Here is a 23,510-nt window from a genome sequence, read left to right as displayed (position 1 = left end):
AAGGATGACGGGAATCAGACAGGAACTGTCTCTTGGCAACGATCAAACAACCCTATCCTTTAGTCGCGGCGCAGCCCGGCATCTGGATCGCTGACAGCATTGCGCAGCCGCGCAATCAATTTACCGTGGCGCACTACAGCGTGTTGCACGGCAACATCAACCGCGTCGCACTCGATAGCGCTATTCGTCAGGCGATGGCCGAAGCTGATACCGTGCAGGCGCGCTTTGGTCTCGACGATGAGGGCAATCCGGCGCAGTGGTTCGATGCACAAGCACCCATCGCACCGGAATGGCACGATTTTAGCCAGCGTGCCGACGCAACCCGCCAGGCGCACAAGCTGATGCAGGCAGATATCGCTGCTGAGCTGCCTGCCGACGGCGACGCTCCGCTCTATCGTCACGTGTTAATGCGCGTCGATGACGGCAACTGGCTGTGGTATCAGCGCTATCATCATCTGCTGGTAGATGGCTTCAGTTTTGCGGCGTTGACGCAGCGCATTGCGGCAATCTATGCCGCCGAGTGTACCGGCGAAACGCCTGCGCCCACGCCGTTTACCCCCTTCACCACGGTGATTGAGGAGTATCAACAGTGGCAGGATTCCGCCGCCTGCGAGCGCGCCGCCAGCCACTGGCAAAGCTACACCGCTGAGCTTCCTGAAACCCTTACGCTCTCAAATGAAAACATAACGCATCCCGACGCTCGCCCCATCAGTTGTCAGGTCACCCTCCCGCAGTTGACGAGATTGCATCAGCAGCTGGCTGACAGCAGCGAAGGAGATATCGTCAGTGCCCTGTTAATTGCCTATCTCGCCCGCATCAGCAACCGCTCGCGTTTGTCGATTGGCTTTCCGTTCATGCGCCGCATGGGTTCGGCGGCGATCTCAACGCTCGGACCGGTGGTGAATGTATTGCCGCTGATCTTTAGCGTGAGCGATGAGATGACGTTACCGGCGCTGTTGCAGCAGGTGCAGAGCGAAATCCGCAAAGCGCGCCGTCATCAGCGTTATGAAGCGGAACAGCTGCGCCGCGATCTGGGTCTGGTTGGCAGCAGCCAGGCGCTGTATGGCCCGGTGATTAACGTCAAGGTTTATCACGACGATGTGCAATTCGATGGTCATGGTGCCGCCACCCACACGCTGGCAATGGGCCCGGTGGACGATCTGGAATTTGAGGTTGGTTTCCGCGACGGTGCATTACAGTTGACGTTAGTCGCTAACCCGCAGCGTTATAATGCAAAATCGTTACAACGTCACGCCGAACGCATTGGCTATCTGCTAAACCAGTTTGTTGATAATCCTGCTATTAACGTGGGTGCGCTGTCGCTGATTGCCCCGCAAGAGCAGGCCGATCTGCAGCGCTGGTCAACCGGCCCTGGCATCATACCGCCTGCCAATACCGCCACCATTGTTGATGTCCTGCTGCAATCTGCTGCGCAACATGGCAATGAGATCGCGGTAGTTTGCGGCGAGCGCAGCCTGAGTTATCGCCAGCTTGCCGATCGCGCGATGCAGCTTGCACATCTGCTGATCGCGCGCGGTTTGCACGCCGACGACGTGGTGGCAATCGGAATTCCACGTTCTGTAGATTCACTGGTGGCGATATTTGGCGTACTGGCAAGCGGCGCGGCCTATATGCCGCTCGACCTCGACTACCCGCGTGAACGCTTAACCCTGATGTGCGATGACGCGCAGCCCAAACTGCTACTCACCCACACCCGCACGCTGGAGCAAATGCCAAAACTGCCGCATCTGTTGATTAACGAGATTGAGTTGAACACGTATCCCACCGCGCGACCCGCAACTAACCTGTGCGGTGTCGATCTGGCTTACATGATCTACACCTCGGGATCGACCGGACGCCCCAAAGGCGTAATGAGCACGCATCAGGGTTTGCTCAATCTGTTCCTCTCGCATCGCGAACACCTGTTTGGCCCCGCGATTGCGCGCTTTACCGCCCACAGTCCGCGCCGCATGCGCGCGGGTCACACCGCCTCATTCTCCTTTGACTCCTCCTGGGAACCGCTGTTCTGCATGCTGATGGGCTGCGAGCTAAATATCTTCAACGAAGATCTGCGCCGCGACGCCTGGGGATTGATACAACAGATGAACGCGGTGCCGGTGGATTTACTGGATATCACACCGTCGTTCTTCTCACAAATGATCGACAGCGGCCTGCTGGAAGCCGATAACCATCGCCCATCGTTTGTGATGATTGGCGGCGAAGCGGCAACGCCGACACTGTGGAAACGGATGCAGCAACAGCAGCAGATGGAGATCCACAACTATTACGGCCCGTCGGAATACACCATTGATACGCTCGGCGCCAACGTGATGGCCTCGCCGCAGCCGGTGATTGGCCGTCCAGTGGGGAACAGCGAAGTCTATTTGCTGGATAACCAGTTGCGTCCGGTACCGATTGGCTGCCCAGGCGAGTTGTACATTGCCGGAAGCGGCATCGCGCGCGGCTATTTGCGTCGCCCCGATCTCACCAGCGCACGCTTTGTTGCCAATCCGTTCCGCGCAGGCGATGTGATGTACCGCAGCGGCGACCTGATGCGCTGGAATCAGGATGGTCAGCTGGCGTTTATTGGCCGTACCGATCACCAGATTAAAGTGCGCGGCTTCCGCGTCGAGTTGGGTGAGGTGGAGAACGCGCTGGTGGCGCTGCCGGAAGTCAGCACCGCCATCGTCATCGCCGAAGTGATAGGCGCGACGCATCGCTTAATTGGCTACTGCTCGGTGCAGGATGATGCGCTGCGCGCAGAGGGCACTCTCAGCGCGCAATTGCTGGCACAGCTTGCAACACGGCTTCCGGATTACATGGTGCCGGCGGTACTGATGGTGATGGAGACGTTGCCGCTTAATGTCAACGGCAAGATTGATCGCCAGGCGCTGCCAAAGCCGCAACAGGCGGCGCAGAACCAAAGCCGCGCTGCCAGCACGCCGCAGGAACAGCTGATTTGTTCGGCGATAGCCAACCTGCTCGGGCTGGAAAGCGTGGGTGCAGAGGATGATTTCTTTGCACTCGGCGGTGACAGTATCTCGGCGATGGGACTTAGCACCGCCGCGCGCCGCGCCGGTTATCTGTTACGTCCGCGTGAAATTTTCGCTGAACGTACCGCTGCCCGCATGGCGCGTGATTTAACGCCGTTGGCACAACAGTCCACCGCTAAACGGGTGGCGCAACAGGGCGCGATTGGCGGATTGCCGATCCTGCACTGGTTCCACGCGCAGGCAGGCATTAATGCGCGCTTTGCCCACGGCGTGCTGCTGTCGGTGCCGCCGCAGTTACAGCAGGCGCAGGTAGAACAGTTGATCGATCAACTGGCGCGGGCGCATCCCGTGTTGAACGGCTTTACGCGCGATGAGCAGCTGATCGTCGGCGAAACATTGCCTGCATGCCCTGCCCGCGTACGCGTACGCGTATGGGCAATAGCAGATCGCGATAGTGCGGCGGAGCAGGCGTTTACCGAAGATGCTTACGCGCTTGATCCCGCTGCCGGTGCGTTACTCAAGGCCACGCTGTTGCAACAAAACGGCGCCAGCTGCGCGCTGGTGTTGACGCTGCATCATTTAATTGTTGATGGCGTTTCCTGGCGCGTGTTGCTGGATGAGCTGCAACAGGCCGGTGATGCGCTGCTCAATAACACGCCGCTGATGATCCCTGCAGAGGAAACCTCGCTGCATGACTGGTCGGCTGCCTTGCTGGCTAACCTCTCCGCGCGCGCTAGCGAACTGCCGTTCTGGCAACAGATGCTGGCTGAACCGCTGCCGGCGATTGGACAGCGATCCCTTCAGCACAGCGATCGCCAGCAGCATCGGCGCACGCTGCTGGATGCGGCCACTACGCACGCGCTGCTCAACACGCTGCCGCAATCTTATCGCGCCACCAGCGAAGAGTTGCTGTTAACGCTGCTGACCCTCGCGCTGCGCCAGCATAACGGCAGTGCGATGCAACGCGTTACGCTGGAATCACATGGCCGCGCCGAGCTGCATACCCAGCAGGATTTGGCGCGCACCGTTGGCTGGTTAACGGCGGAATTCCCGCTGTTGCTGGCATTACCGGAAAACCCACAGGCGCCGCTCAACGCTAGCGTACGCGCGGTAAAAGCGGTACTGCGCGCGGTGCCGGATCGCGGCATTGGCTATGGTCAGTTACGTTGGCTGGATGCGCATCGCGGCGTTACGCTGGCAAAACTGGCGGCTAAGCATGCGCCGCAGGTACTATTTAACTATCTGGGGCGCTTCCAACAGCGCAGCGGCTATTGGTCGCCACAGCGCACCGCCAAGGCGTTCCGCGACACCTTTGCGGTGATGCAGGATGGCGCGCTGCCGCTGCAGCATGCGTTAGAACTTAACGTGTTTGTCGAAGAGCAGCCGGACGCGGCGCAGCTGGCGCTCAATTGGAGCTGGGCCGCTGGCGTGTTGAATGCTGAGGCGATTGAACAACTGCATCTGGCGATGGTCAGCACCGCGCAGGCGTTGATGGCACTGGCACAAGATCAGCCGCAGCAGGCCGCCAATACGCTGGTTGCCGCCGACGTGGCCATTGATGGCGTAGACGATACCACGCTGCAACAGCTGCATGCGCGTCACGGTGCCTTCAGCCACGTGCTGCCGCTGTTGCCATTACAAAAAGGCCTGCTGTTCCACGCCCAAACCACCGCACAACAAGGCAGCTATAACTCGCTGACGCGTCTTACGCTGAGCGGCGAGATCGGCGCCGCAGCCGTTCAGCAGGCGCTGAACGCGGTGCTACGCCGCCATCCACAGCTGGCGGCACGCTTTGATGCCGAACTCAGCCTGCAACCGCTGCAGCTGCTGCCGGAAGGCGAGCGGGATTGGCCGCTGGCGGTGCATCAGTTGGCTGAGGAAGACGAAGATCAGGCGCTGCTGGCGCTGGAGCATCAGGCGCTGGCGCAGGATCTGTTTAGTCAGCCGATCATGCTGCAAGCCACGCTGATCGCCCATCGCGATGGCCTGCGCTGGACGCTGCTGCTTAACGCGCATCATCTCGTGGTCGATGGCTGGTCAACGCCGGTGATCCTCCACGATCTGCTTTGTGCGCTGCGGCAGCAAACCCTGCCCGCGCTCAGCAGCAGTTATGTTGACCTGGTGCGTCAACTCGGCCAGCGCGACTGCGACGACGCGCGCCAACAGTGGCAATCGTGCCTGCGCGACGTGCGGCCGACGCTGCTCTATCCAAACGCGGCCGACAGCGCGGTCAGCGAAAAACGCATCACGCTGGATGCCACGCTGGAGCGCGAGCTTTATGCGCTGTGTCGGGCGCGTGGATTAACCCTGAACACCGTCATGCAGGGTGTGTGGGGCTTGATGCTGTCCGTTGCCAGCGGCCAGCAGGATGTGGTGTTTGGTGCACCAGTGTCCGGTCGATTTGGCCAGATTGACGGTATCGATCAGCACGTCGGCCTGTTCAGCAACACCTTGCCGGTGCGCGTTCGCTTCGATCATCAGCGGCCACTGCTGGCGCAGCTGGCCGATCATCAGGCGCAGCAGATCCAGCTAATTGAGCAGGATTGCCTCGGATTGGCCGAAATTCAGCAGCTGGTTGGCGCAGGTACGCTGTTTGATACTTTGCTGGTGGTCGAGAACTATCCGGACAACCAAAGCGTGCTGGATGCCAATGCCGACGTGCGCTGCGAGGCGATTCACAACCGCGGCTATACGCATTACCCGCTGACGCTGCTGGTGCTACCGGGTGAACAGCTGACGCTGCTGATGGAGTATCGCGACTGCGTCAGCGCGCCGGAACGTCTCGCCGAGCGGTTGCTCCTGCTGCTGCAACAGCTGGTTTCCACGCCCGATCTGCCGCTGACGCAGTGGCGACTGCAAACGCTGGCTGAGCAATCGCTGCTGGCGTGGGTCAATAACACCGGCGTGCAGCTGGAAGATGAAACTCTGCAGCAGGCAATTGCCCAGCAGGCAGCGCGTACGCCCGATGCGCTAGCGCTGGTTGATGAAGCGCATCGTTTGAGCTACAGCGACATGCAGCGGCAGGTTACGCTGCTGGCGGATCGCCTGATCGAAGCCGGCGTGATGCCGGGCGACATCGTCGCCGTGGCGCTGCCGCGTTCGGTACGGCTTAGCATCGCGCTCAGCGCCATTTTACAAGCCGGGGCGGCGTATCTGCCGCTGGATATCGGTTATCCCGATGAGCGTTTGGCCTACATGGTAGAAGATGCGCGGCCGTGGGTGGTGATCACCGAGTCAGCGCTGGAAATTCGTTTCGCCCGTTTTGGTACGCTGATGCTATTTGATGGCTTAGCCAACCCACAGGCTCAGGCTCGGCACACGCTGCCGCAGGCGGATGCCAATCGGCCGGCTTACGTCCTTTATACCTCGGGTTCCACCGGCAAACCGAAAGGCGTGGTGGTGAACCAACGCGCTATCATCAATCGTCTGCGCTGGATGCAGGCCAGCTATCCGTTGCGCGCCGACGATGTGGTGCTGCAGAAAACCCCGTGCAGCTTTGATGTCTCGGTGTGGGAGTTCTTCTGGCCGCTGATGACTGGCGCGCAGCTGATGATGGCTCCAGCGGAGGCACACCGCGATCCGCAGGCGCTGTGGCAGCTAATTGACGATTATCGCGTCACCACAATGCATTTTGTCCCCTCGATGCTGGCCGCATTTGTCGGCCATCTGGCGACGCAAACCGATCGTGCTTGCCCAAGCCTGCGCCGCGTATTTTGTAGCGGTGAAGCGTTGGCGTGCGATTTGGCGCGCAGCTATCAGGATCTGATTGCCGCACCGCTGCACAATCTGTATGGCCCGACCGAAGCCGCCGTCGATGTCACCTGGCAACCGGCCAGCGGCAGCGCGCTAGCGGGCCTCAACGGTCCGGGCGTACCGATTGGACGCCCGGTGTGGAACACGCAGCTGCATATTCTCGATAACCTGCTGCGCCCGGTGCCGGTTGGCGTGCCCGGCGATCTCTATCTCAGCGGTGTGCAGCTGGCCGATGGCTATTTGCACCGCGCCGACCTCACCGCGCAGCGCTTTGTCGCCGCGCCGTTTGCCGAAGGGGAACGCATGTATCGCACCGGCGATATTGCCAGCTGGCGCGCCGACGGTGCGGTTGAGTATCTGGGACGCAGTGACGATCAGCTGAAAATGCGCGGACAGCGTATTGAGCCGGGCGAGATCGAACAAGCCCTGGCGGCGCTGCCAGGCGTGGCGCAAGCGGTGGTCGCGGCGCGCAACCTTACGCAGCAGTCAACGCCGGGCGTCGATAATCGTCAGCTGCTGGGCTGGCTGGTAGCGGAAGCGGGCATCACGCTGGACCTCGAGCGCGTGAAGCAGCAGCTGAGCGAACGATTGCCTGCGCATATGCAGCCGGTCAGCTATCTGCTGCTCGACCAATTGCCGCTGAGCGCTAACGGCAAGCTCGACCGCAAAGCGCTGCCGATGCCGCAGCGCAGCGCGCGCAGCGGTCGCTTACCGGACAGCGCCAGTGAGCATTTGCTGGCAGAGCTGTTCCAGCAGCTGCTGGGTTGCGACAGCGTGTTCGCCGACGACGATTTCTTCGCGCTCGGCGGCCATTCGCTGCTGGCGATGCGTCTGGCGGCAGAACTGCGTCGTCGTGAGGTGCCGCCGCTCAGCGTCGGGCAGATCATCGCGGCACGCAGCGTGGAGAAGCTGGCGACGCTGCTCGACGACGGCGCCAGCAGCGAAACCGGTGGCAACGGTGAACTGCTGCCGCTGCGCGCAGGCAACGGCCCTACGCTGTTCTGCATCCATCCCGCCTCCGGTTTCGCCTGGCAGTACAGCGCCCTGCTGCACTATCTGGACGGCGACTTCCCGATTGTCGGCCTGCAATCGCCGCGTCCTGATGGGGTGATTGCGGCGTGTCACAGCGTGGCGGCGATGTGCGATCGGCATCTGGCAGCGATTCGCCAGCAGCAGCCGAGCGGACCTTACTTCCTGCTCGGTTATTCGCTTGGCGGCACGCTGGCGCAAGGCATCGCGGCACGCCTGCAGGCGTTAGGTGAAGAGGTGGCCTTCCTCGGCCTGCTGGATACCTATCCGGCGGAAGGTCAGGACTGGCGCATGCCGGATGCCGCTGCAGCGGAACAGGAGGTGGCGCGGGAGCAGGCCGAATTTATGGCGGCAACCGAAGACGAACGCGATCCGCTGCTGCGGGCGGAGAAGGCGGCGATGTTTAGCACCATCGTGGCTAATTACAAAGATGCCGTCGCGCGCCTGGCCGAAGCGCGCACGCCGCGTTATGCCGGCAACGCCACGCTGTTTATGGCGAAGAGAACCGTGCCGCCGGATATGGATGTCCGCGCCAGCTGGGCGCCGTTTGTGGATGAGCTCACCCTCTACCCGCTGGATTGCGAACACGCCGATATTCTCTCGGCGGATTCGCTGAAGGTATTGGGACCGTTGATAAATCAGCTGTTAGCGGGTTGAGCTTTGGTGCGGGCATCGAAACGGTGCGCATAAATGCGCACCCTACGAAAGGTCTGCACGTTTTTGTAGGGTCGCATTCATAGCGGCCTGGAAATAAGTGTAGGGTCGCCATTCATGGCGACCTTTACCCCTTATGTTGGAGATATATGGCTAAGCCTTCGATATTTTTAGATTTTAGTTTGCTGAAAAATAACCCGTCATTCCGCGCAATATTCTGCGCTCGCATGCTGTCGGTGTTTGCGCTCGGCATGCTGGCGGTGGGTGTGCCGGTGCAGATTCAGGCCATGACCGGCTCCACGCTGCAGGTGGGCGTGGCGGTGATGCTCGATGGCGTCGGCATGTTTATCGGCCTGCTGCTTGGCGGTGTGCTCGCAGATCGCTACGATCGCCGCAAGCTGATCCTGTTTGCACGCGGCACCTGCGGCATTGGCTTTGTGCTGCTCAGCCTGAATGCCTTCAGCTCAGCGCCTTCGCTGCTGGCGCTCTACTTCCTCGCCTTCTGGGATGGCTTCTTTGGAGCGCTGGGCATGACCGCGCTGATGGCAGTGATCCCGCTGATCGTCGGACGCGAACATCTGGCGGAAGCCGGTGCGCTCAGCATGCTAACGGTGCGCCTCGGCGCGATTCTCTCGCCAGCGATTGGCGGGATGATTATCGTCGCGGCAGGCGTCGGCTGGGCCTTTGCGGTCGCCGCCATCGGTACGCTGGCTACGCTGATTCCGCTAGTGCGTTTGCCCGCCATGAAGCCTGAACAGCAGGAACCGGAGCATCCGCTGCGCGCGCTGGCGAGCGGCATTCAATTTGTTTGCCAGCATAAAGTGGTGGGCGCGGTGGTGCTGGTTGGGTTACTGCTCAGCATGGTGGGCGCGGTGCGTATCCTGTTCCCGGCGCTGGCGCTAACCTTGCACGCCGATGCCTCGGCATTAGGTTTGATGTATTCTGCGGTGCCGCTGGGCGCGATGATCGGCGCATTTACCAGCGGCTGGGTGCGACAACTGGCACGCCCGGGGCGGGTGCTGATCGGTTGTGCGCTGCTGGCGTTTGCCTGCATCGCCTCGCTCGGTTTCTACAGCCATTTGCTGCCCGCACTGCTGGCGCTGGTGTGTTACGGCTACAGCAACGCTATCGCCTCGCTGTTGCAGTTTATGCTGACGCAGCATCATACGCCGGATGCGCTGCTGGGTCGCGTTAACAGCCTTGGCACAGCACAGGATGTGACGGGCGATTCGCTTGGCGCATTAGGTTTGGGGGCACTGGCACGGGTGTTGGCGCCGTTGAGCAGCGTGTTGTGGTTTGGTGGCCTGGCGGCGGGGCTGTTGGTCTTGCTGGCGCTGGCGGCGCGCGGCCTGCGCACCGCACGCCTCGGCGATCAGCCTGATGCGTCGCGACCAGCCACCGCTGACGCTTGATGCGTGAATTGCCGCTCGATGCTGCTCAGCATATTGCTGGCGCTGTAGTAATCGAGGCGGAAAGTGTCGTTCCCCACGGCAAAAATAGCGTGCTGCTGCACCGCGGGCAGATGGGCGAGGAATGGATTCTTCGCCACCTGCGGCACGGTTTTCTCATCGGCCGCAAACAGCAAAATAGTGTTGCCGGTGATGCCATCGGCCATATTTTCACCGTTTAGCTGAATGATGTCATTGCGCTTGCCCATGCTGGTGCTGCCCTGAAAACTCGCGGGCGGCGCGGCCAAGGTAAAGCCCAACGCCTTTAACAGCGCACCCTGCGCCGAGGCCGGTGTCCATAGGTTCATGCCGCGTCCATCTTCGTAATAGACCAGGGCAGACGTCGGCTGTGGCGGCAGCGTGATCGTATTGCGCACCGCAGCGACGCGCTGGTCAAACGCAGCTATCACCTTTTTTGCATCCGCTTCATGACCGGTGATGTCACCCAACTGTAAAGCTAATGCCTGCCAGCTCTTATCGCCGTAGTCGATCACTAATACCGGCGCAATGGTTTGCAGCTGATCGTACAAGCGCAGCGCTGAATCCCCGCCGGTGGCGGCCATCACGATCAAGTCCGGCGCTTCGGCCGCAATCGCTTCGGCGTTTGGCTGCGACACGTACAGCGGTTTTACCTGACGCGCTTTCGCCACTTCACTCCACTGAGTAAAGAAGCCCTGCGCATCCGCCACGCTGCTATTGCGGCTGGTGGCGCCAGAGCCGATCAGCGGCGCATTAATTGCCAGCAAAGTGCCGCTCAGCGTGACGCTGGTCGAAACAATACGCTGCGGCGGCTGTTGCAGCGTAAGTGGGCCTTGCGGGGTTTGGATGGTGCGCGGCCAGCTGGCGGTTGCGTGGGCGTGGGTGCAGATGAAAAATAGAGTGAGCAGCAGAGAAAGAGCGGGAAAACGCATCAGGTTGTCCATCACTTGATAATTGAGAATAAATATCATTATCAAAAATACAGCGGTGTGCAAGCGTAATTCTTGGTGTATTTCCGGTCGCCATGAATGACGACCCTACCTATTCGTAGGGTGCGCATTAATGCGCACCTGGCAGAAGTTACTGCAGTGAATAACGCGCCATCGGCGCCACATCCTTAATCACACCATTCGCTTTCATATACTCACCAAATGCCTGATAGCGCGCCCGATCAAACTCTGCGCTGTGCGCAGCAAAGTACGGTAGCGTCGCCTGCCACGCTTCATGGTTTAGTTTGGTGTTCAGCTCTGGATATTGCTTGATAAATGCCTGCCACGCCTCTTGCGGATGCGCGCGCAGCCATGCCACACCCGCATCAAGCCCGCGCAAAAACGCCGGAATACGTTTGTCCTGCGCGGCCGTTTTTTGATTTGCCAGAATAATCAGTTCGTCATACGCCGGCACACCGTAATCCTCAGGTTTGAACACCGTCGGATTGGCGCCTTTGTCCTGCAGATCCAGCAGCTCATAGTTGCGGAAGATGGTCATCGCACCCTCAATCTTGTGCGTCAATAGCGCTGATTCACCGTCCATATTCAGGTTAATCAGCTTCACGGTGGCAACATCAACGCCCTGCGATTTCAGCATATTGCGAATTGCCACGTCTTCCGTTCCCGGTACCGCATAGCCCAGCGTTTTCCCTGCAAAATCTTTTAAAGAGTGAATATCGCTCGCAAGCGTGGTCAGCGTATTCAGTGGCTGATTGATTAAAGTACCAACGCGGATGACTGGCACATCCTTCTCCACCAGCGTATAGAGCTGCGGCTGATAGCTGATAGCAAGATCGGCTTTACCTGCGGCCAAGAGCAGCGGTACAGAGGCGGAATCGGCAGGCGCGATCATCTCTACGTCCAGCCCCTCTTTTTTGAAAGCCCCGCTGTGCTGAGCCGCAAAAATCGCGGCATGATTCGGGTTAATAAACCAGTCGAGCAGCAAACGAACTTTCTCTGCGGCGTGGACATGAGCAGAAGCCAGCAACAGCAAGGTGGTAAAAATAGTGCGTAAGGTGTTCAAAGTGCATCCTTATGAAGTTTGCCAGAGGGTTTTCTTGCGAATCAGCGCCACGCTGCCGGAGAGCAACAGCGCCAGAATCAGTAACAGCAGCAGTGCAGCAAAGCTGGTGGCGGTTTCCAGCCGGGCGTTGGACTGCATCATCAAGTAGCCCAACCCTTCACTGGCTCCAACCCATTCGCCAATCACGACGCCTATCGGTGCCAGCACCGCCGCCATCTGTAAGCCGGAAAAAAACTGCGGTAAGGCGGCGGGCCAACGCACGCGCCAGAAGATGCGAAAGCGCGATGGCGTGGTGGTTTGCGCCAGCTCCAGCCAGCCGCTCGGCGTGCGGCACAGCCCATCGAACAGCGACAGGCACAGCGGAAAAAACAGAATCAACGCCGCCACCACCACTTTCGACGCAATGCCAAAACCGAGCCACAGCACCAGCAGCGGCGCGAGGGCAAATACCGGGATCGCCTGGCTGGCGGTGACCAGCGGAAACAGCACGCGTCGCAGCAGCGGGCTGGCAGCCATCAGCACCGCCAGCGTCACGCCGGCACCCACGCCGAGCAGCAGCGCCAGCACAATTTCCGCCAGCGTATATAACGCGTGATGCCAGAGCAGTTGGCGCTGCAGCCATAGCGCTTCAAGCACCGCCTGCGGCGCGGGCAGTAAAAAGGTCGGCACGCCGCTGTGACGTGCCAGCAGCCAGCCGCACAGCAGCACCACAAACAAATAGATCGCGCTAAACAGTGTTTTCATGGGTATTCAATCGGGAGAAAAGTTGCGCCTGCGCCTGCAACACGCCGGGATCATCGAACGATCGCGGGGTCACACCGCCAGGCACCGGCCAGTTTTCGATCGCCAGCGGTTGGCCATCAAGCAGCAAAATATCATCGGCCATGCGGCAGGCTTCCAGGGGATCGTGGGTCACCAGCAACACGGTTTTGCCTTGCAGCAAGCGTGCGGTCAGCGTCTGCAGGCTGAGTTTGGTCATCACATCCAGCGTGGCGAACGGCTCATCCATCAGCACCACCTCACGCTGCGCATACAGCGTGCGCGCCAGCGCCACCCGTTGCCGCATGCCGCCTGAGAGCTGATGCGGCGGCGCGTGCGCCACCTCGCTGAGCTTCACCTGCGCCAGCAGCGCCAGCGCGCGCGGACGATCTGCTTTTTCACCGCCCAGTCGCGCCGATAGCATCACGTTTTCCAGCACCGTCAGCCACGGATAGAGCAGATCCTGCTGCCCCATCCAGGCGACATTGCCGCGTAAACCCTGCACCGCGCCCTGTTGCGGCTGAAGTAACCCCGCGATTAAGCGCAGCAGCGTGCTTTTGCCGATGCCGCTGCGTCCCAGCATCACCGTGGTTTTGCCGCCGCGCAGTCGCAGATTCAGCTGCTGGCACAGCGGTTTATCGCCCCAGCTAAAGCTCACGTCGTTGAACACAATGTCGTGGCTCATGGGCGATTTGCCGCCAGAATCGCCAGCTGGTTAAAGCCACGCTGCGCCAACACTGCGGCGGCCTGCGCGGCACGAATGCCACTGGCGCATACCAGCACAATGCGCTGCTGCGTCGGTGGCTGCCATGTGGCGATCGCCTGCGGCAGAATGCGCTCAACGCCCTCTGCGACGCTGACTGGCGCTTCTTCATGGCTACGCAGTTCGACAATGCAGTCATCCGCCGCCAGCAGCGGCCGATCGATAAACGGCACCGCCTGTTGCGGTTCTTCGGCCTCATCAAAGCGGAACGGGCGGAAGTGCCAGTTAACAAAATCGCAGTTCACCAGACAGCCAAGCGGCGATGGCTGCAGTTCGAGCAGCACGCTGAGCGCCATCTGCGCCTGCATTGCGCCCAATGCGGCGACCGCCGGCCCCATCACGCCGGCGGTGTTGCAGTCCGCCGCGGAGGTCGGCAGGCGCGGAAATACCGCGCGATAGCTCGGCGATCCGCCACAGAAACCGCCCACGTAACCTTGTCTGCGTAACACCGAGGCGCTGATCAGCGGGATGCCAGCTAGCATGCATGCATCGGAGAGCTGATAGGTGACGGCAAAATTATCGGCGGCGTCGATCACCAGATCGCACTGCGCCAGCGCCTGCTGCATATTGCTGGCGCTCAGCGACTGCTGCAGCGCGTCGATCTGCACCTCGGGATTACGCTGCTGCAAAGCCTGCTGAGCGCTGAGCACCTTGGGCTGGCCGATATCCTGCAGCGTAAACAGCGTTTGCCGATGCAGGTTATGCAGCGCCACTTCATCGTCGTCATAGAGCCGAATATGGCCGACGCCCGCGCCCACCAGCTGCGGCAGCAGCGTCGCGCTTAACCCACCGGCACCCACCACCACTACGCGCGCGTTGCGCAGTTTGCGCTGCCCGTCTTCACCCACTTCCGGCAGCATCATCTGGCGTTGATAGCGTTCCATATCACCGCCCATCAGTTGAGATTTGCCAGGCCAAAGATGGGGGTGGAAGCACTCGCCATATCACACTTTTCCATTAATCCGGCGCGACGGGCCGCCTGTCCGGCTTCTATTGCCAGACGAAATGCGTTTGCCATCTCGATCGGATCGCCCGCTTTGGCGACGGCGGTATTCAGCAGGATGCCATCGAAGCCCATTTCCATCGCCTGCGCCGCCTGTGACGGCGCGCCAATGCCGGCATCAATGATCAGCGGCACATCGCTAAACCAGGCACGCATCGCGCGCAGGCCGTCGATATTACGCAGTCCCTGGCCGGAACCGATCGGCGCGCCCCACGGCATCAGCAGCTCGCAGCCTGCCGCCAGCAGTTTTTCGCCAACGATCAGATCTTCAGTGGTGTAGGGAAACACCTTGAACCCGTCTTCGCTGAGAATGCGCGCCGCTTCCACCAGCGCGAACGGATCGGGCTGCAGCGTGTCAGCGTGGCCAATCACTTCCAGTTTGATCCACGCGGTATTAAACAATTCTCGCGCCATATGCGCGGTGGTGACCGCCTCTTTCACCGTGTGACAGCCGGCGGTATTCGGTAACACGCGGATGTTGAGTCCGGTCAGCAGTTCACGAAATGCCGCGCCCGCAGCACCTTCACGCCGCAGGCTAACGGTGATGATTTCAGTACCAGATGCCGCAATCGCCTGCTGCAAAATGGCAGGCGAAGGATATCCGGCGGTGCCGAGCAGGAAGCGCGATTGTGGGTCAACATCGTAAAACATCGTTTAGCCTCCCTGCATCGGTGACAAGACTTCGAGCTGGCAACCTTCATCCAGCAGCTGCGTGTCGTAGTGGCTTTTGGGCACAAACGTGCCATTAAAGGCGGTGGCGACGCAGGCCACATCAATTTGCTGCTCGATCAGCAGTTCGCTCAGGCTTTTTGCTTCGGTGCTGATAGCGCGCCCGTTAAGCTGAATAATCATAAGATTGCTCTCCAGATAGGCGCTGCATCAGCTGTTCAGCCAGCATCGGTGCCAGCAGAAAACCGTGGCGATACATGCCGTTGAGATAGAAGGTGTGATTTTGATAGTGAATTTCCGGCAGATTGGCCGGATAGGCCGGACGCAGCCCGCTGCCGCTCTCAATTACCCGTGCCTCCGCCAGCGCCGGATGAATGGCGTAAGCGGCACTGAGTAACTCCATCATGGCGCGGGCACTGATTGGGCTGGCGTCATCGCTCTCAATCATGGTAGCGCCGAGCATAAAATGCCCGCCGCGACGCGGCACCAGATAGCAGGGAAAACGCGGATGTAGCAGGCGAATCGGACGGGAGAACTGCACCTCATCGCTGTGCAGAATCAGCATCTCGCCGCGCACGGCGCGCAGGCGCGGCAATTCGGGCGCGGCATGAATGCCACGGCAATCGATAATCTGACCGCTCGGCGCATGCGAGTTGAAGGCTACGCCGCGCGCAATCAGCTTCTCACGCATTTCCTGCAGCGCCAGGCGCGGGTCGAGGTGCGCTTCCTGAGCGAAAAACAGACCGCGCGCAAAGCGCCCTTCCAGCGCCGGTTCAATCGCACCAGGTTCAACCCATTGATGCTGCTCGGTCATGCGGGCAAAGCGGTTAAGTTCCTGGCTGTCGCGCGGCGGCGCCACCACCAGCGTTCCCTGATGTGCAACGCTGCTGACGCGCTGTTGCCACCACGCGGCGGCGTGCTGTCCAAGGGTTATCACCTCACGCGGCGCGCTTTCGGCTTCACACCAGGGCGCCAGCATGCCGCCGGCATACCACGATGCCGGGCGCCGCGATGCATCGTCGATCACCTCAACGTCTTCGCCGCGCTCCGCCAATAATGTTGCCACGCACAAGCCGGCCACGCCGCAGCCTAGCACGCTCCAGCGGCTCACAGCGCAGGTTCCATGATGTTCAAAAAGGGAAAATTCACATCGGCCTCTCAGTGTTTACTGAGACCCGCAGATACAGGTGAAGGGAAATGGCGCCACGATCGAGCTTGCCTTAGCGCCAGACAGCCAAGCTAACAGACTGTCAGTCTTCCTACGCCAGTATCAACTGGGTCAGGTTCAAAGGGTCGCTAAGCCGCGCAGTGCGCTATTAGCCTCTCAGTCTCTGTGGCGAGACTCCCCCGACGCGTCTATTTGTATTGCAGGCGATGGTCGCCGTCAAGCGCGGAATAACTGTATAAAGGGTGTGGTTAAATTGTTTTCTCCATACTCAAACCCGTCATAATTCGAGCTGGTAGATTAAAAATGTTACGTATGATATACAAACACATTATTTTATGCGCAAGAACAAATTACAGGTGATGTCGAAATAACCATGAACACTATTAAAATTGCATTTATTAAAGCCGGATGGCACAAAGAAATTGTCCATAATGCCCTGGTAGGTTTCGAAAAAGAATTAGCCGATCAATCTATTGCCGCGGAATTAAAAGTGCTGGAAGTGCCTGGCGCATTTGAAATGCCGCTGTTGGCTAAGCGTCTGGCTGAAACCGGCAAATACGATGCGATTGTCTGCGCGGCGCTGGTGGTGGATGGCGGTATCTATCGCCATGATTTCGTTGCAGCAGCGGTGGTTGATGGCCTGATGAATGTGCAGCTCACCACTAACGTACCGGTGTTTTCCGTTTCATTGACGCCGCATAACTTCCAACCGGTAGACGTCATCGAAAACTTCTACACCGAGCATTTCATCAAGAAAGGCAAAGAAGCCGCACGTGCTGTGCTGGCTATTCATAATCTGTCGATTGATTGAAACGTTAAAAAGGGAACACCTTATCAGGCATTCCCTTTTTATTTATTCTGACTTTCTATTGTTCATATTCAGAATAGTGCCAACCTTGCCAGCTTCACTATTTGGCACTCATCAAACGATCGTCCTTCATATGTCTGCGCGGTTCTGAAGGGTTAATATCACACTCTTTTGGCAACAACAGCGTAAAGATCCCCGCAATCACCAGCGAACCCGCCAGCCAGCAGATTGCCACGTTTTGGCTATAGAGCAGCGTCATGATGCCAACTAAGTACGGCCCACAGAATCCCCCCAGATTGCCAAGCCCATTAATCACGCCGCGTGCGCTACCCGCCACTTCCGGCGCAGCGATACGTCCGGGAATAGACCAGAACGGACTGGTCGCTGCTTTCAGGAAGAAGCCGCATACCACCAGCGCGATATAGGCGGCAACCACGTTCTCATGCAGCACCACCGAAGCCAGCAAGGCAGCAGCGAAGCAGAACAGCGAGACCATTACCCACAAACGTCGCTTACCGGTGCGATCGCTCAGCCAGGAAATCGCATAGATACCGAGCACTGTCGCCACAAACGGAATGGCGGCCAGCAGGCCGACGCCCGCCATGTTAGTGCCGGTGAGATTTTTCAGGATACTCGGCAGCCACAGCGTGTAACCGTAATCGCCAGTTTGGTAGAAGAAGTTAAGCGCCACGAGCTTCATCAAACCTGAATTACGGAACACCGCTTTTAACGGGGCTTTACTAAGCGGTGCTTTTTGGCGATGTTGCGCCTTTTCACGCGCCAGTTCGCGCAGCAAATACGCCTTTTCACGTGCGGGTAACCAGCGCGCCTCTTCGGGACGATCGGCGATTACCAGCCACCACACCAGCAGCACAGCGGCAGAAAGCAGACCTTCAATAATGAACAACCAGCGCCAGTCCAGCACGTTAATGATGTAGCCGGATATCGGTGCGGTAAACATGCCGCCCAACGGCGCAAACATCATTACAAAAGCATTAGCGCGTCCCAGTTCCTTTTCTGGAAACCAATTGCTGACCATGGTTAACACCACCGGTAACATGCCACCTTCCGAGATACCCAGCACGAAACGCAGCGCCAGCAGCTGATAATGGTTGGTAACAAAGCCGGTGGCGATAGACACCACCATCCATGCTGCCAGCGACCACGCAATAAAGCGTTTACCGCTGCCATTTACGGCGATACGTCCACCTGGCACTTGCAGGAACAGGTAGCCGATAAAGAAGATGCCACTTACCACACCCGCCATTTGGCTGGTGATTGCCAGGTCTTGATCCATGCCGCCAGGCAGCGCAAAGCTGATGTTGACGCGATCCATGAATGAGACGATGCAGGTAATGAGAATGGGGGCGATAACGCGATACCAACGCGTTCCGGGGATTTTTTCTTGCATGCTGCCCTCTCCATGTTAAGCCAGGTTGCTTAGGTTCAAGGCTTTCTATTAAAGAGAGTATGGGAATAATTATTGCGATCTTAATCACTGCAATTAATGTTAAGAAATTGTGTTACTTACGCTGTGATCGTGCGAGCAAATCGGCGTGACTATAAAAGCATCGTATTGGTATATATAGAAATAATGCGTGCTCGCCCTTATAGAACCATTAATTTTTTCTCTATTTTTTTAGCCGCGCAACGCAGAAACCCAAGACAGGTCTGGTGGTTAATTATACGGGCCCCGGGCAATATTTCACATTGATGGAGCCTGAACGTTATTCACATAGGAAGGGAGAACAATATGGAGAAAGCACTTAAGCCACTAATTGTGACTGCCATTTTCGTTAGCGGCTTGGTAGCTTATTTCATTCCTTATATAAAAATGGAGTTCTCTGGAAGTGCACATTACACCGAGCAAAATAAAAGAGAGTATAACTTTTATACGCCGGCCATTCTAAAAACGATGCCGCGCATTACATCTGAATACGATTTTGATTTTGCCAATATCACTGGGCCAGCATCACAGGTATATGCGATAAGGTTTTATCACACAAATGATCCCAGCGAAATCAATAAATACCTGCAAAAAAACGGTTTTATTCAGCAGAAAGAGTGTCATATTCAAGCCGTATGTTGGCAGAGAGGAAACGCATCTGAAACAGTGACTATTAGTACATTAGATAAGCCTATTGCTTTGTTAGTGTCTGTCATCTATAAATTTTGATATGAGCAACCTGGAGGCGTTTATTACGTCTAAGATTAATATCTTAGAAATAATACTGAATCTGACCGGGTAGGTGCGCATGAATGCGCACCCTACAAAACAGTAGGGTCGCCATTCATGGCGACCCTATGATGTTAATGATTATCGTGGGCAAAGGTGATGAATTTCCGCCGCGCATCACGTACCGCAACACCATGAATCAACAGACCCAGCACCGCCAGAATCGCGCCCACCCAACCGGTTGACTGCCAGCCTAAACCTGCTGAAATTGTGACGCCACCTAGCCACGCACCTAACGCATTGGCCAGATTAAATGCCGAGTGGTTCATCGCTGCCGCCATGGTTTGTGCATCTCCCGCCACATCCATCAAACGAATTTGCAGCACAGCCGCCAGCGCGACCATGGTGCCAACCAGCATCACGTTGATTGCACCCGCCAGGGCATAATGTGCAGCAAACACAAAGGCGCTAAGCACCAGAAACGACCACACCAGCAAAATACGAATCGTCTTTTCAATACCGCGATCGGCCAGACGACCACCCGCAATATTGCCGATAATCATGCCTAAACCAAATAGCGCCAACACGGCAGGAATCCAGCTCACCGGCATCTGTGCCAGTTCGGTCATAGTGGGTTTGACGTAGCTAAACACCGAGAACAATCCGCCGCTGCCTACTGCACCAATCGCCAGTGTGAGCAGCACCTGCTTGCGCGTTAGCGCTGACAACTCACGCAGCGGGCTGGCATTTTTATCACCCGCTACGTTGGGTACCCACAGCCACACCAAAAGCAACGTGACCAGCGCCAGACCACCCACAATGGCAAAGGCATCGCGCCAGCCAAACCATTGACCGATGGCAGTGACCGCCGGAACGCCCAGCAAATTAGCAATGGTCAAACCAAATAGCACCATCGATACCGCTTGCGCACGCTTTCTGCGCTCGACCAAACCGGCCGCTACCAGCGCGGCCACGCCAAAGAAAGTGCCATGCGGAAAACCGGCAAGAAAACGCGCCAACAGCATCGAGTAGTAGCCAGGTGCCACCGCGCTCAGCAAATTTCCGGCGGCAAACAGGCCCATTAACGTCATCAGAAAATTACGACGTGAGGCTCGCGCACCCAAAACGGCCAGCAGCGGCGCACCAATTACCACGCCGAGAGCGTAAATACTGATCAGATGCCCGGCAGAAGGGATCGACACGTTGAGGCCTTTGGCTGCATCGGGCAGCAGGCCCATAATCACGAATTCGCCGGTACCAATGGCAAAGCCACCGGTTCCCAGCGCGAACAGCGCTTTCAGCACGCTTTTGCGCGGCAGCGATGCCTCGCTCAGCAGCTGAGTAAGTTGAGGTTGTACTGATGACATGAGTTTTCCGAACCACAGGTGAAGAACTCAGCCAAGATCGTGGGTGCATTGAACAGCAACCATCGTCGTAACTGAGTTAAGTAAGCGGCATATGATAGCGCAATTATGTGTTAATGGCTGGGGTAACGCTGCCTTATTGGTCGCCATGAATGGCGACGCTACGACTTAGGGTGCGCATTTATGCGCACCGGGTAACATTATCCATGACGTTGTCGGGCCAACAGCGCAGCGCCCATCATGCCGCCATGATGCGCGAACGCTCCCGGCACCACTAAACGCTGGCGCGTACTGCGCAACACATAACCCTGCACCGCCTGATCTAACGCCTCGATTAACGGCACCACAGAAGCCAGCCCGCCGCCCACCACCACGCGTGATGCGCCGGTAATGTTAATGGTGTACGCCAGCGGCTCGCCAACCAGCTGTAACCACGCCTGCAGGGTTTGCTGCGCCTGCCTGTCCTGCTGCTGCCAGCGCTTGATAATATCAATGCTGCTCGCTGTGCTGCTATGCAATGTCTGATGCAGATTTTCCAGGCCGCGCGCGCCTCCGTAACTGTCGAGACAGCCTTTTTGTCCGCACGGGCAGCTCAGGCGCGGCAGGCGCACCATTTCACCATCAAGCTCCACTTCAGTGAGTGTGATCGGCCCATGCCCCCATTCCCCGGTCAAACCATTTTGGCCAGTGATGATACGACCATCCGCAACTAATCCACCGCCAACACCTGAACCGAGGATGGCACCAAACACCACCTTGTGTGCTTGCCCGGCTCCCGTTAGCGCCTCCGCCAGCGTGAAGCAATCGGCGTCGTTGTGCACAATCACCCGTCGCTGCAAGATCGCTGATAATTCGTTGGCCAATCTGCGCTGATGAAAAGCAGGAATATTGCTGGCAAACATCTCCCCGGTGTCCGGCGCCACAATGCCGGCGGTGGAAATCGCCACCGGACTATCAGCAGTAAAATGCGCCTGATGTTGGGCAATCATGTGGCTGACCAGCGCGGTGAACGCCGTCCAACTGGTCGCCGGGATATTCTGCTGATCGAGAATCGTTAATGCATTTTGCGCATCCATCACGCCTAACTTGATAAATGAACCGCCCAAATCGAGGCAAATAACTGCAGGTTTACTCATAAACGTTTATCCATCACATCACGCAAGCCGTCGCCAAGGACATTGAAGCCCAGCACGGTAATCAAAATCGCCAATCCAGGGAAGAGTGACACATAGATATTTAGGCCAAGGAAGTTGCGCCCGTCGCTCATCATCGTGCCCCACTCCGGCATGGGCGGCTGCACGCCTAAGCCAAGAAAAGAGAGGCTGGCGGCAGAGAGCACTACCGCGCCGGCTGTTAGGGTTGATTGCACGATCAGCGGCCCAATCGAATTGCGCAGAATATAGTGAGTGATGATGCGCGGATAGCGCACGCCGAGCATATGTGCCGCTTCGATATACTCCATATTTTTCAATCCCAGCGTTAAATTGCGGCTCAGGCGCGCATAGACCGGTATGGAGAAAAGCGAGATAGCGATCAACATATTAGTAAGGCCTTCCCCCAGCACGCTAACAATCAGAATCGCCAGAACAATTCCCGGGAAAGCAAAGATAATGTCCATCACCCACATGATCAGGGCATCAATTTTACGCCCGGCTAAGCCAGAAATGATGCCCAGTGGAATGCCGATCGCCATTGATATCGCCACGCTCAGGCAAACCTCAAACAGCGTTATGCGCGCACCAAAAATCACCCGCGAGAAAATATCCCGGCCATAATCGTCGGTGCCAAACCAATGTGCGGCCGAGGGTGCCTGCAGCGTATTGAGTAAATCCTGTTCAACCGGATCCCAATGGGTGATCAGCGGTGCCAGCACGGCGGCGAATACCACCAGCAATACCAGTGCGCCGCCAATGCCGATGGAAGGATTAGCGACCAGGGTTCTTAGCAGGTTTCGGCTGCGCGAACGCGGCGGCAGCACGGAGCTTTCAATGCTGTTCATCAGTCGAACCTTATTTTGGGGTTAAGCAGACCAATCAGAATTTCCCCCACCAGATTCATCAGCACCACGCCGGTAACGGCGACCAGCGTCACGCCCTGAATCACGGGATAATCACGGTAGCGCACCGAATCCACCAGTAAGCGGCCAATCCCCGGCCAGTTAAACACCGATTCCGTCACCACCGCACCGCCAATCAGACTGCCGAAATTCAGTGCGACAATGGTGACGATCGGGATCAGCGCATTACGCAGCGCATGCTTCCAATGGATGCTGCCAGACGATAAACCTTTGGCTTTGGCAGTCCGAATATAGTCCTGACTCAGCACATCCAGCATGCTGGATCGCGTCATGCGGGCAATCATCGCCATCGGCAAGATCGCTAGCGTAACGGTTGGCATGATGTAATTTTTCCATGAATCTGCACCCAGCAGTGGTAGCCAACCTAACTCAACGGCGAAGTAGTTCATCGCCAGCAGCGCCAGCCAGAAGTTGGCGATGGACGCGCCGGCAATGGTCAGCACCATGACGATTTGGTCGGGAATGCGCTGGCGATATATTGCGCCTGTCATCCCCGCCGGCACGCCAATCGTAATGGCCAGCAGATAAGCCAGCGCCGCCAGTGATAAGGTATACGGCAGCCGCTCACTGATTTCCGTCATCACCGGTCGCTGCGACTGCAGCGACAGTCCGAGGTTGCCATGTATGGCTTCGGCAGCAAATTTCGCATATTGCAGCGGCAAAGGCTTATCCAGTCCCAGCCGCACGCGCATATTATCCACGGCTTCCTGTGGCGCTTCCGGTCCTGCCATCAAGCGTGCCGGATCGCCCGGCAGCGCGCGGATGGCAATGAATACAATGATCGACACCCCGAAAATAATTAACGGCAGCGACAGCACCTTTTTTGCGACGTACGCTTTCATATCACATCAGCC

At 58.0% G+C, this 23,510-nt stretch carries 17 protein-coding genes and 1 riboswitch; of the genes, 4 read left to right on the top strand and 13 right to left on the bottom strand.

The window, feature by feature from the left end:
• Positions 1-32 precede the first annotated feature (32 nt).
• A complete protein-coding gene (locus AAGR08_RS20245; protein WP_345830534.1) occupies positions 33-8,432 on the top strand; it encodes an amino acid adenylation domain-containing protein in 8,400 nt (2,799 codons plus the stop codon).
• A gap of 146 nt (positions 8,433-8,578) precedes the next feature.
• A complete protein-coding gene (gene entS / locus AAGR08_RS20240; RefSeq protein ID WP_345830532.1) occupies positions 8,579-9,841 on the top strand; it encodes an enterobactin transporter EntS in 1,263 nt (420 codons plus the stop codon).
• On the opposite strand, the gene fepB is transcribed toward entS, so the two are convergent.
• The 8 genes from fepB to AAGR08_RS20200 form a co-directional block, all read right to left on the bottom strand.
• On the bottom strand, positions 9,802-10,788 hold the full coding sequence (fepB, locus tag AAGR08_RS20235) for a Fe2+-enterobactin ABC transporter substrate-binding protein (protein ID WP_345830530.1): 987 nt from the start codon (positions 10,786-10,788) through the stop codon (positions 9,802-9,804). The two genes, entS and fepB, sit on opposite strands and share 40 nt — an antisense overlap.
• 148 nt (positions 10,789-10,936) lie before the next feature.
• The gene (locus tag AAGR08_RS20230) at positions 10,937-11,869 is read right to left on the bottom strand and encodes an ABC transporter substrate-binding protein (protein ID WP_097098055.1); all 933 of its coding nucleotides are present in this window, start codon (positions 11,867-11,869) and stop codon (positions 10,937-10,939) included.
• A gap of 9 nt (positions 11,870-11,878) precedes the next feature.
• Positions 11,879-12,613, bottom strand: coding sequence for an ABC transporter permease (locus tag AAGR08_RS20225; protein ID WP_345830529.1), 735 nt, complete (start codon positions 12,611-12,613; stop codon positions 11,879-11,881).
• Positions 12,597-13,313: an ABC transporter ATP-binding protein gene (locus AAGR08_RS20220; protein WP_345830527.1), complete on the bottom strand. Its 717-nt coding sequence runs from the start codon at positions 13,311-13,313 to the stop codon at positions 12,597-12,599. Before AAGR08_RS20220 ends, AAGR08_RS20225 begins: the two co-directional genes overlap by 17 nt.
• The gene (locus AAGR08_RS20215; RefSeq protein WP_345830525.1) at positions 13,310-14,275 is read right to left on the bottom strand and encodes a HesA/MoeB/ThiF family protein; all 966 of its coding nucleotides are present in this window, start codon (positions 14,273-14,275) and stop codon (positions 13,310-13,312) included. Before AAGR08_RS20215 ends, AAGR08_RS20220 begins: the two co-directional genes overlap by 4 nt.
• 11 nt (positions 14,276-14,286) lie before the next feature.
• Positions 14,287-15,045: a thiazole synthase gene (locus AAGR08_RS20210; RefSeq protein ID WP_345830524.1), complete on the bottom strand. Its 759-nt coding sequence runs from the start codon at positions 15,043-15,045 to the stop codon at positions 14,287-14,289.
• A gap of 3 nt (positions 15,046-15,048) precedes the next feature.
• Entirely contained in the window at positions 15,049-15,246 is a 198-nt protein-coding gene (gene thiS / locus AAGR08_RS20205; protein WP_097098059.1) for a sulfur carrier protein ThiS, read from the bottom strand.
• Positions 15,230-16,174: an FAD-dependent oxidoreductase gene (locus tag AAGR08_RS20200; RefSeq protein WP_097098060.1), complete on the bottom strand. Its 945-nt coding sequence runs from the start codon at positions 16,172-16,174 to the stop codon at positions 15,230-15,232. The genes thiS and AAGR08_RS20200 overlap by 17 nt, the downstream gene beginning before the upstream one ends.
• Positions 16,175-16,302: 128 nt before the next feature.
• Positions 16,303-16,422, bottom strand: a riboswitch (TPP riboswitch).
• A gap of 182 nt (positions 16,423-16,604) precedes the next feature.
• On the opposite strand from AAGR08_RS20200, the gene AAGR08_RS20195 reads away from it, so the two are divergent.
• Positions 16,605-17,042 (top strand): 6,7-dimethyl-8-ribityllumazine synthase, encoded by a 438-nt coding sequence (locus AAGR08_RS20195; RefSeq protein ID WP_097098343.1) that lies wholly within the window; start codon positions 16,605-16,607, stop codon positions 17,040-17,042.
• 97 nt (positions 17,043-17,139) lie between these two features.
• On the opposite strand, the gene AAGR08_RS20190 is transcribed toward AAGR08_RS20195, so the two are convergent.
• The gene (locus AAGR08_RS20190; RefSeq protein WP_097098061.1) at positions 17,140-18,450 is read right to left on the bottom strand and encodes an MFS transporter; all 1,311 of its coding nucleotides are present in this window, start codon (positions 18,448-18,450) and stop codon (positions 17,140-17,142) included.
• 342 nt (positions 18,451-18,792) lie between these two features.
• Here AAGR08_RS20190 and AAGR08_RS20185 point away from each other — a divergent pair, with 342 nt between their 5' ends.
• Positions 18,793-19,215 carry a hypothetical protein gene (locus AAGR08_RS20185; RefSeq protein WP_345830521.1) on the top strand — a complete coding sequence of 141 codons (423 nt, stop codon included), beginning with the start codon at positions 18,793-18,795 and terminating at the stop codon, positions 19,213-19,215.
• A gap of 134 nt (positions 19,216-19,349) precedes the next feature.
• Here AAGR08_RS20185 and AAGR08_RS20180 read toward each other — a convergent pair whose 3' ends face one another.
• From AAGR08_RS20180 to AAGR08_RS20165, 4 genes are all read right to left on the bottom strand, one after another.
• Positions 19,350-20,582 (bottom strand): MFS transporter, encoded by a 1,233-nt coding sequence (locus AAGR08_RS20180; protein WP_345830519.1) that lies wholly within the window; start codon positions 20,580-20,582, stop codon positions 19,350-19,352.
• A gap of 197 nt (positions 20,583-20,779) precedes the next feature.
• Positions 20,780-21,715, bottom strand: coding sequence for an ROK family protein (locus AAGR08_RS20175; protein ID WP_345830517.1), 936 nt, complete (start codon positions 21,713-21,715; stop codon positions 20,780-20,782).
• Complete coding sequence (locus AAGR08_RS20170) at positions 21,712-22,578, bottom strand: ABC transporter permease (protein WP_345830515.1); 867 nt, start codon at positions 22,576-22,578, stop codon at positions 21,712-21,714. Before AAGR08_RS20170 ends, AAGR08_RS20175 begins: the two co-directional genes overlap by 4 nt.
• Positions 22,578-23,498 (bottom strand): ABC transporter permease, encoded by a 921-nt coding sequence (locus tag AAGR08_RS20165; RefSeq protein ID WP_345830513.1) that lies wholly within the window; start codon positions 23,496-23,498, stop codon positions 22,578-22,580. The genes AAGR08_RS20170 and AAGR08_RS20165 overlap by 1 nt, the downstream gene beginning before the upstream one ends.
• Positions 23,499-23,510 lie beyond the last annotated feature (12 nt).

Origin of the sequence: Pantoea sp. BRR-3P, from assembly GCF_039621635.1 — a bacterium.
Taxonomy (GTDB): Bacteria; Pseudomonadota; Gammaproteobacteria; order Enterobacterales; family Enterobacteriaceae; genus Pantoea; species Pantoea floridensis.
The sequence above is the reverse complement of the archived record's forward strand: the minus strand, read 5'-3'. Positions and strand labels throughout refer to the sequence as shown.

What these genes read in the sequence shown, in the direction of transcription:
- AAGR08_RS20190 (WP_097098061.1), bottom strand. Translation starts at nt 18,450, where the DNA reads ATGCAAGAAAAAATCCCCGGAACGCGTTGGTATCGCGTTATCGCCCCC.
- AAGR08_RS20210 (WP_345830524.1), bottom strand. Translation starts at nt 15,045, where the DNA reads ATGTTTTACGATGTTGACCCACAATCGCGCTTCCTGCTCGGCACCGCC.
- AAGR08_RS20225 (WP_345830529.1), bottom strand. Translation starts at nt 12,613, where the DNA reads ATGAAAACACTGTTTAGCGCGATCTATTTGTTTGTGGTGCTGCTGTGC.
- AAGR08_RS20185 (WP_345830521.1), top strand. Translation starts at nt 18,793, where the DNA reads ATGGAGAAAGCACTTAAGCCACTAATTGTGACTGCCATTTTCGTTAGC.
- AAGR08_RS20215 (WP_345830525.1), bottom strand. Translation starts at nt 14,275, where the DNA reads ATGGAACGCTATCAACGCCAGATGATGCTGCCGGAAGTGGGTGAAGAC.
- AAGR08_RS20220 (WP_345830527.1), bottom strand. Translation starts at nt 13,313, where the DNA reads ATGAGCCACGACATTGTGTTCAACGACGTGAGCTTTAGCTGGGGCGAT.
- AAGR08_RS20180 (WP_345830519.1), bottom strand. Translation starts at nt 20,582, where the DNA reads ATGTCATCAGTACAACCTCAACTTACTCAGCTGCTGAGCGAGGCATCG.
- AAGR08_RS20195 (WP_097098343.1), top strand. Translation starts at nt 16,605, where the DNA reads ATGAACACTATTAAAATTGCATTTATTAAAGCCGGATGGCACAAAGAA.
- AAGR08_RS20165 (WP_345830513.1), bottom strand. Translation starts at nt 23,498, where the DNA reads ATGAAAGCGTACGTCGCAAAAAAGGTGCTGTCGCTGCCGTTAATTATT.
- fepB (WP_345830530.1), bottom strand. Translation starts at nt 10,788, where the DNA reads ATGCGTTTTCCCGCTCTTTCTCTGCTGCTCACTCTATTTTTCATCTGC.
- AAGR08_RS20175 (WP_345830517.1), bottom strand. Translation starts at nt 21,715, where the DNA reads ATGAGTAAACCTGCAGTTATTTGCCTCGATTTGGGCGGTTCATTTATC.
- entS (WP_345830532.1), top strand. Translation starts at nt 8,579, where the DNA reads ATGGCTAAGCCTTCGATATTTTTAGATTTTAGTTTGCTGAAAAATAAC.
- thiS (WP_097098059.1), bottom strand. Translation starts at nt 15,246, where the DNA reads ATGATTATTCAGCTTAACGGGCGCGCTATCAGCACCGAAGCAAAAAGC.
- AAGR08_RS20170 (WP_345830515.1), bottom strand. Translation starts at nt 22,578, where the DNA reads ATGAACAGCATTGAAAGCTCCGTGCTGCCGCCGCGTTCGCGCAGCCGA.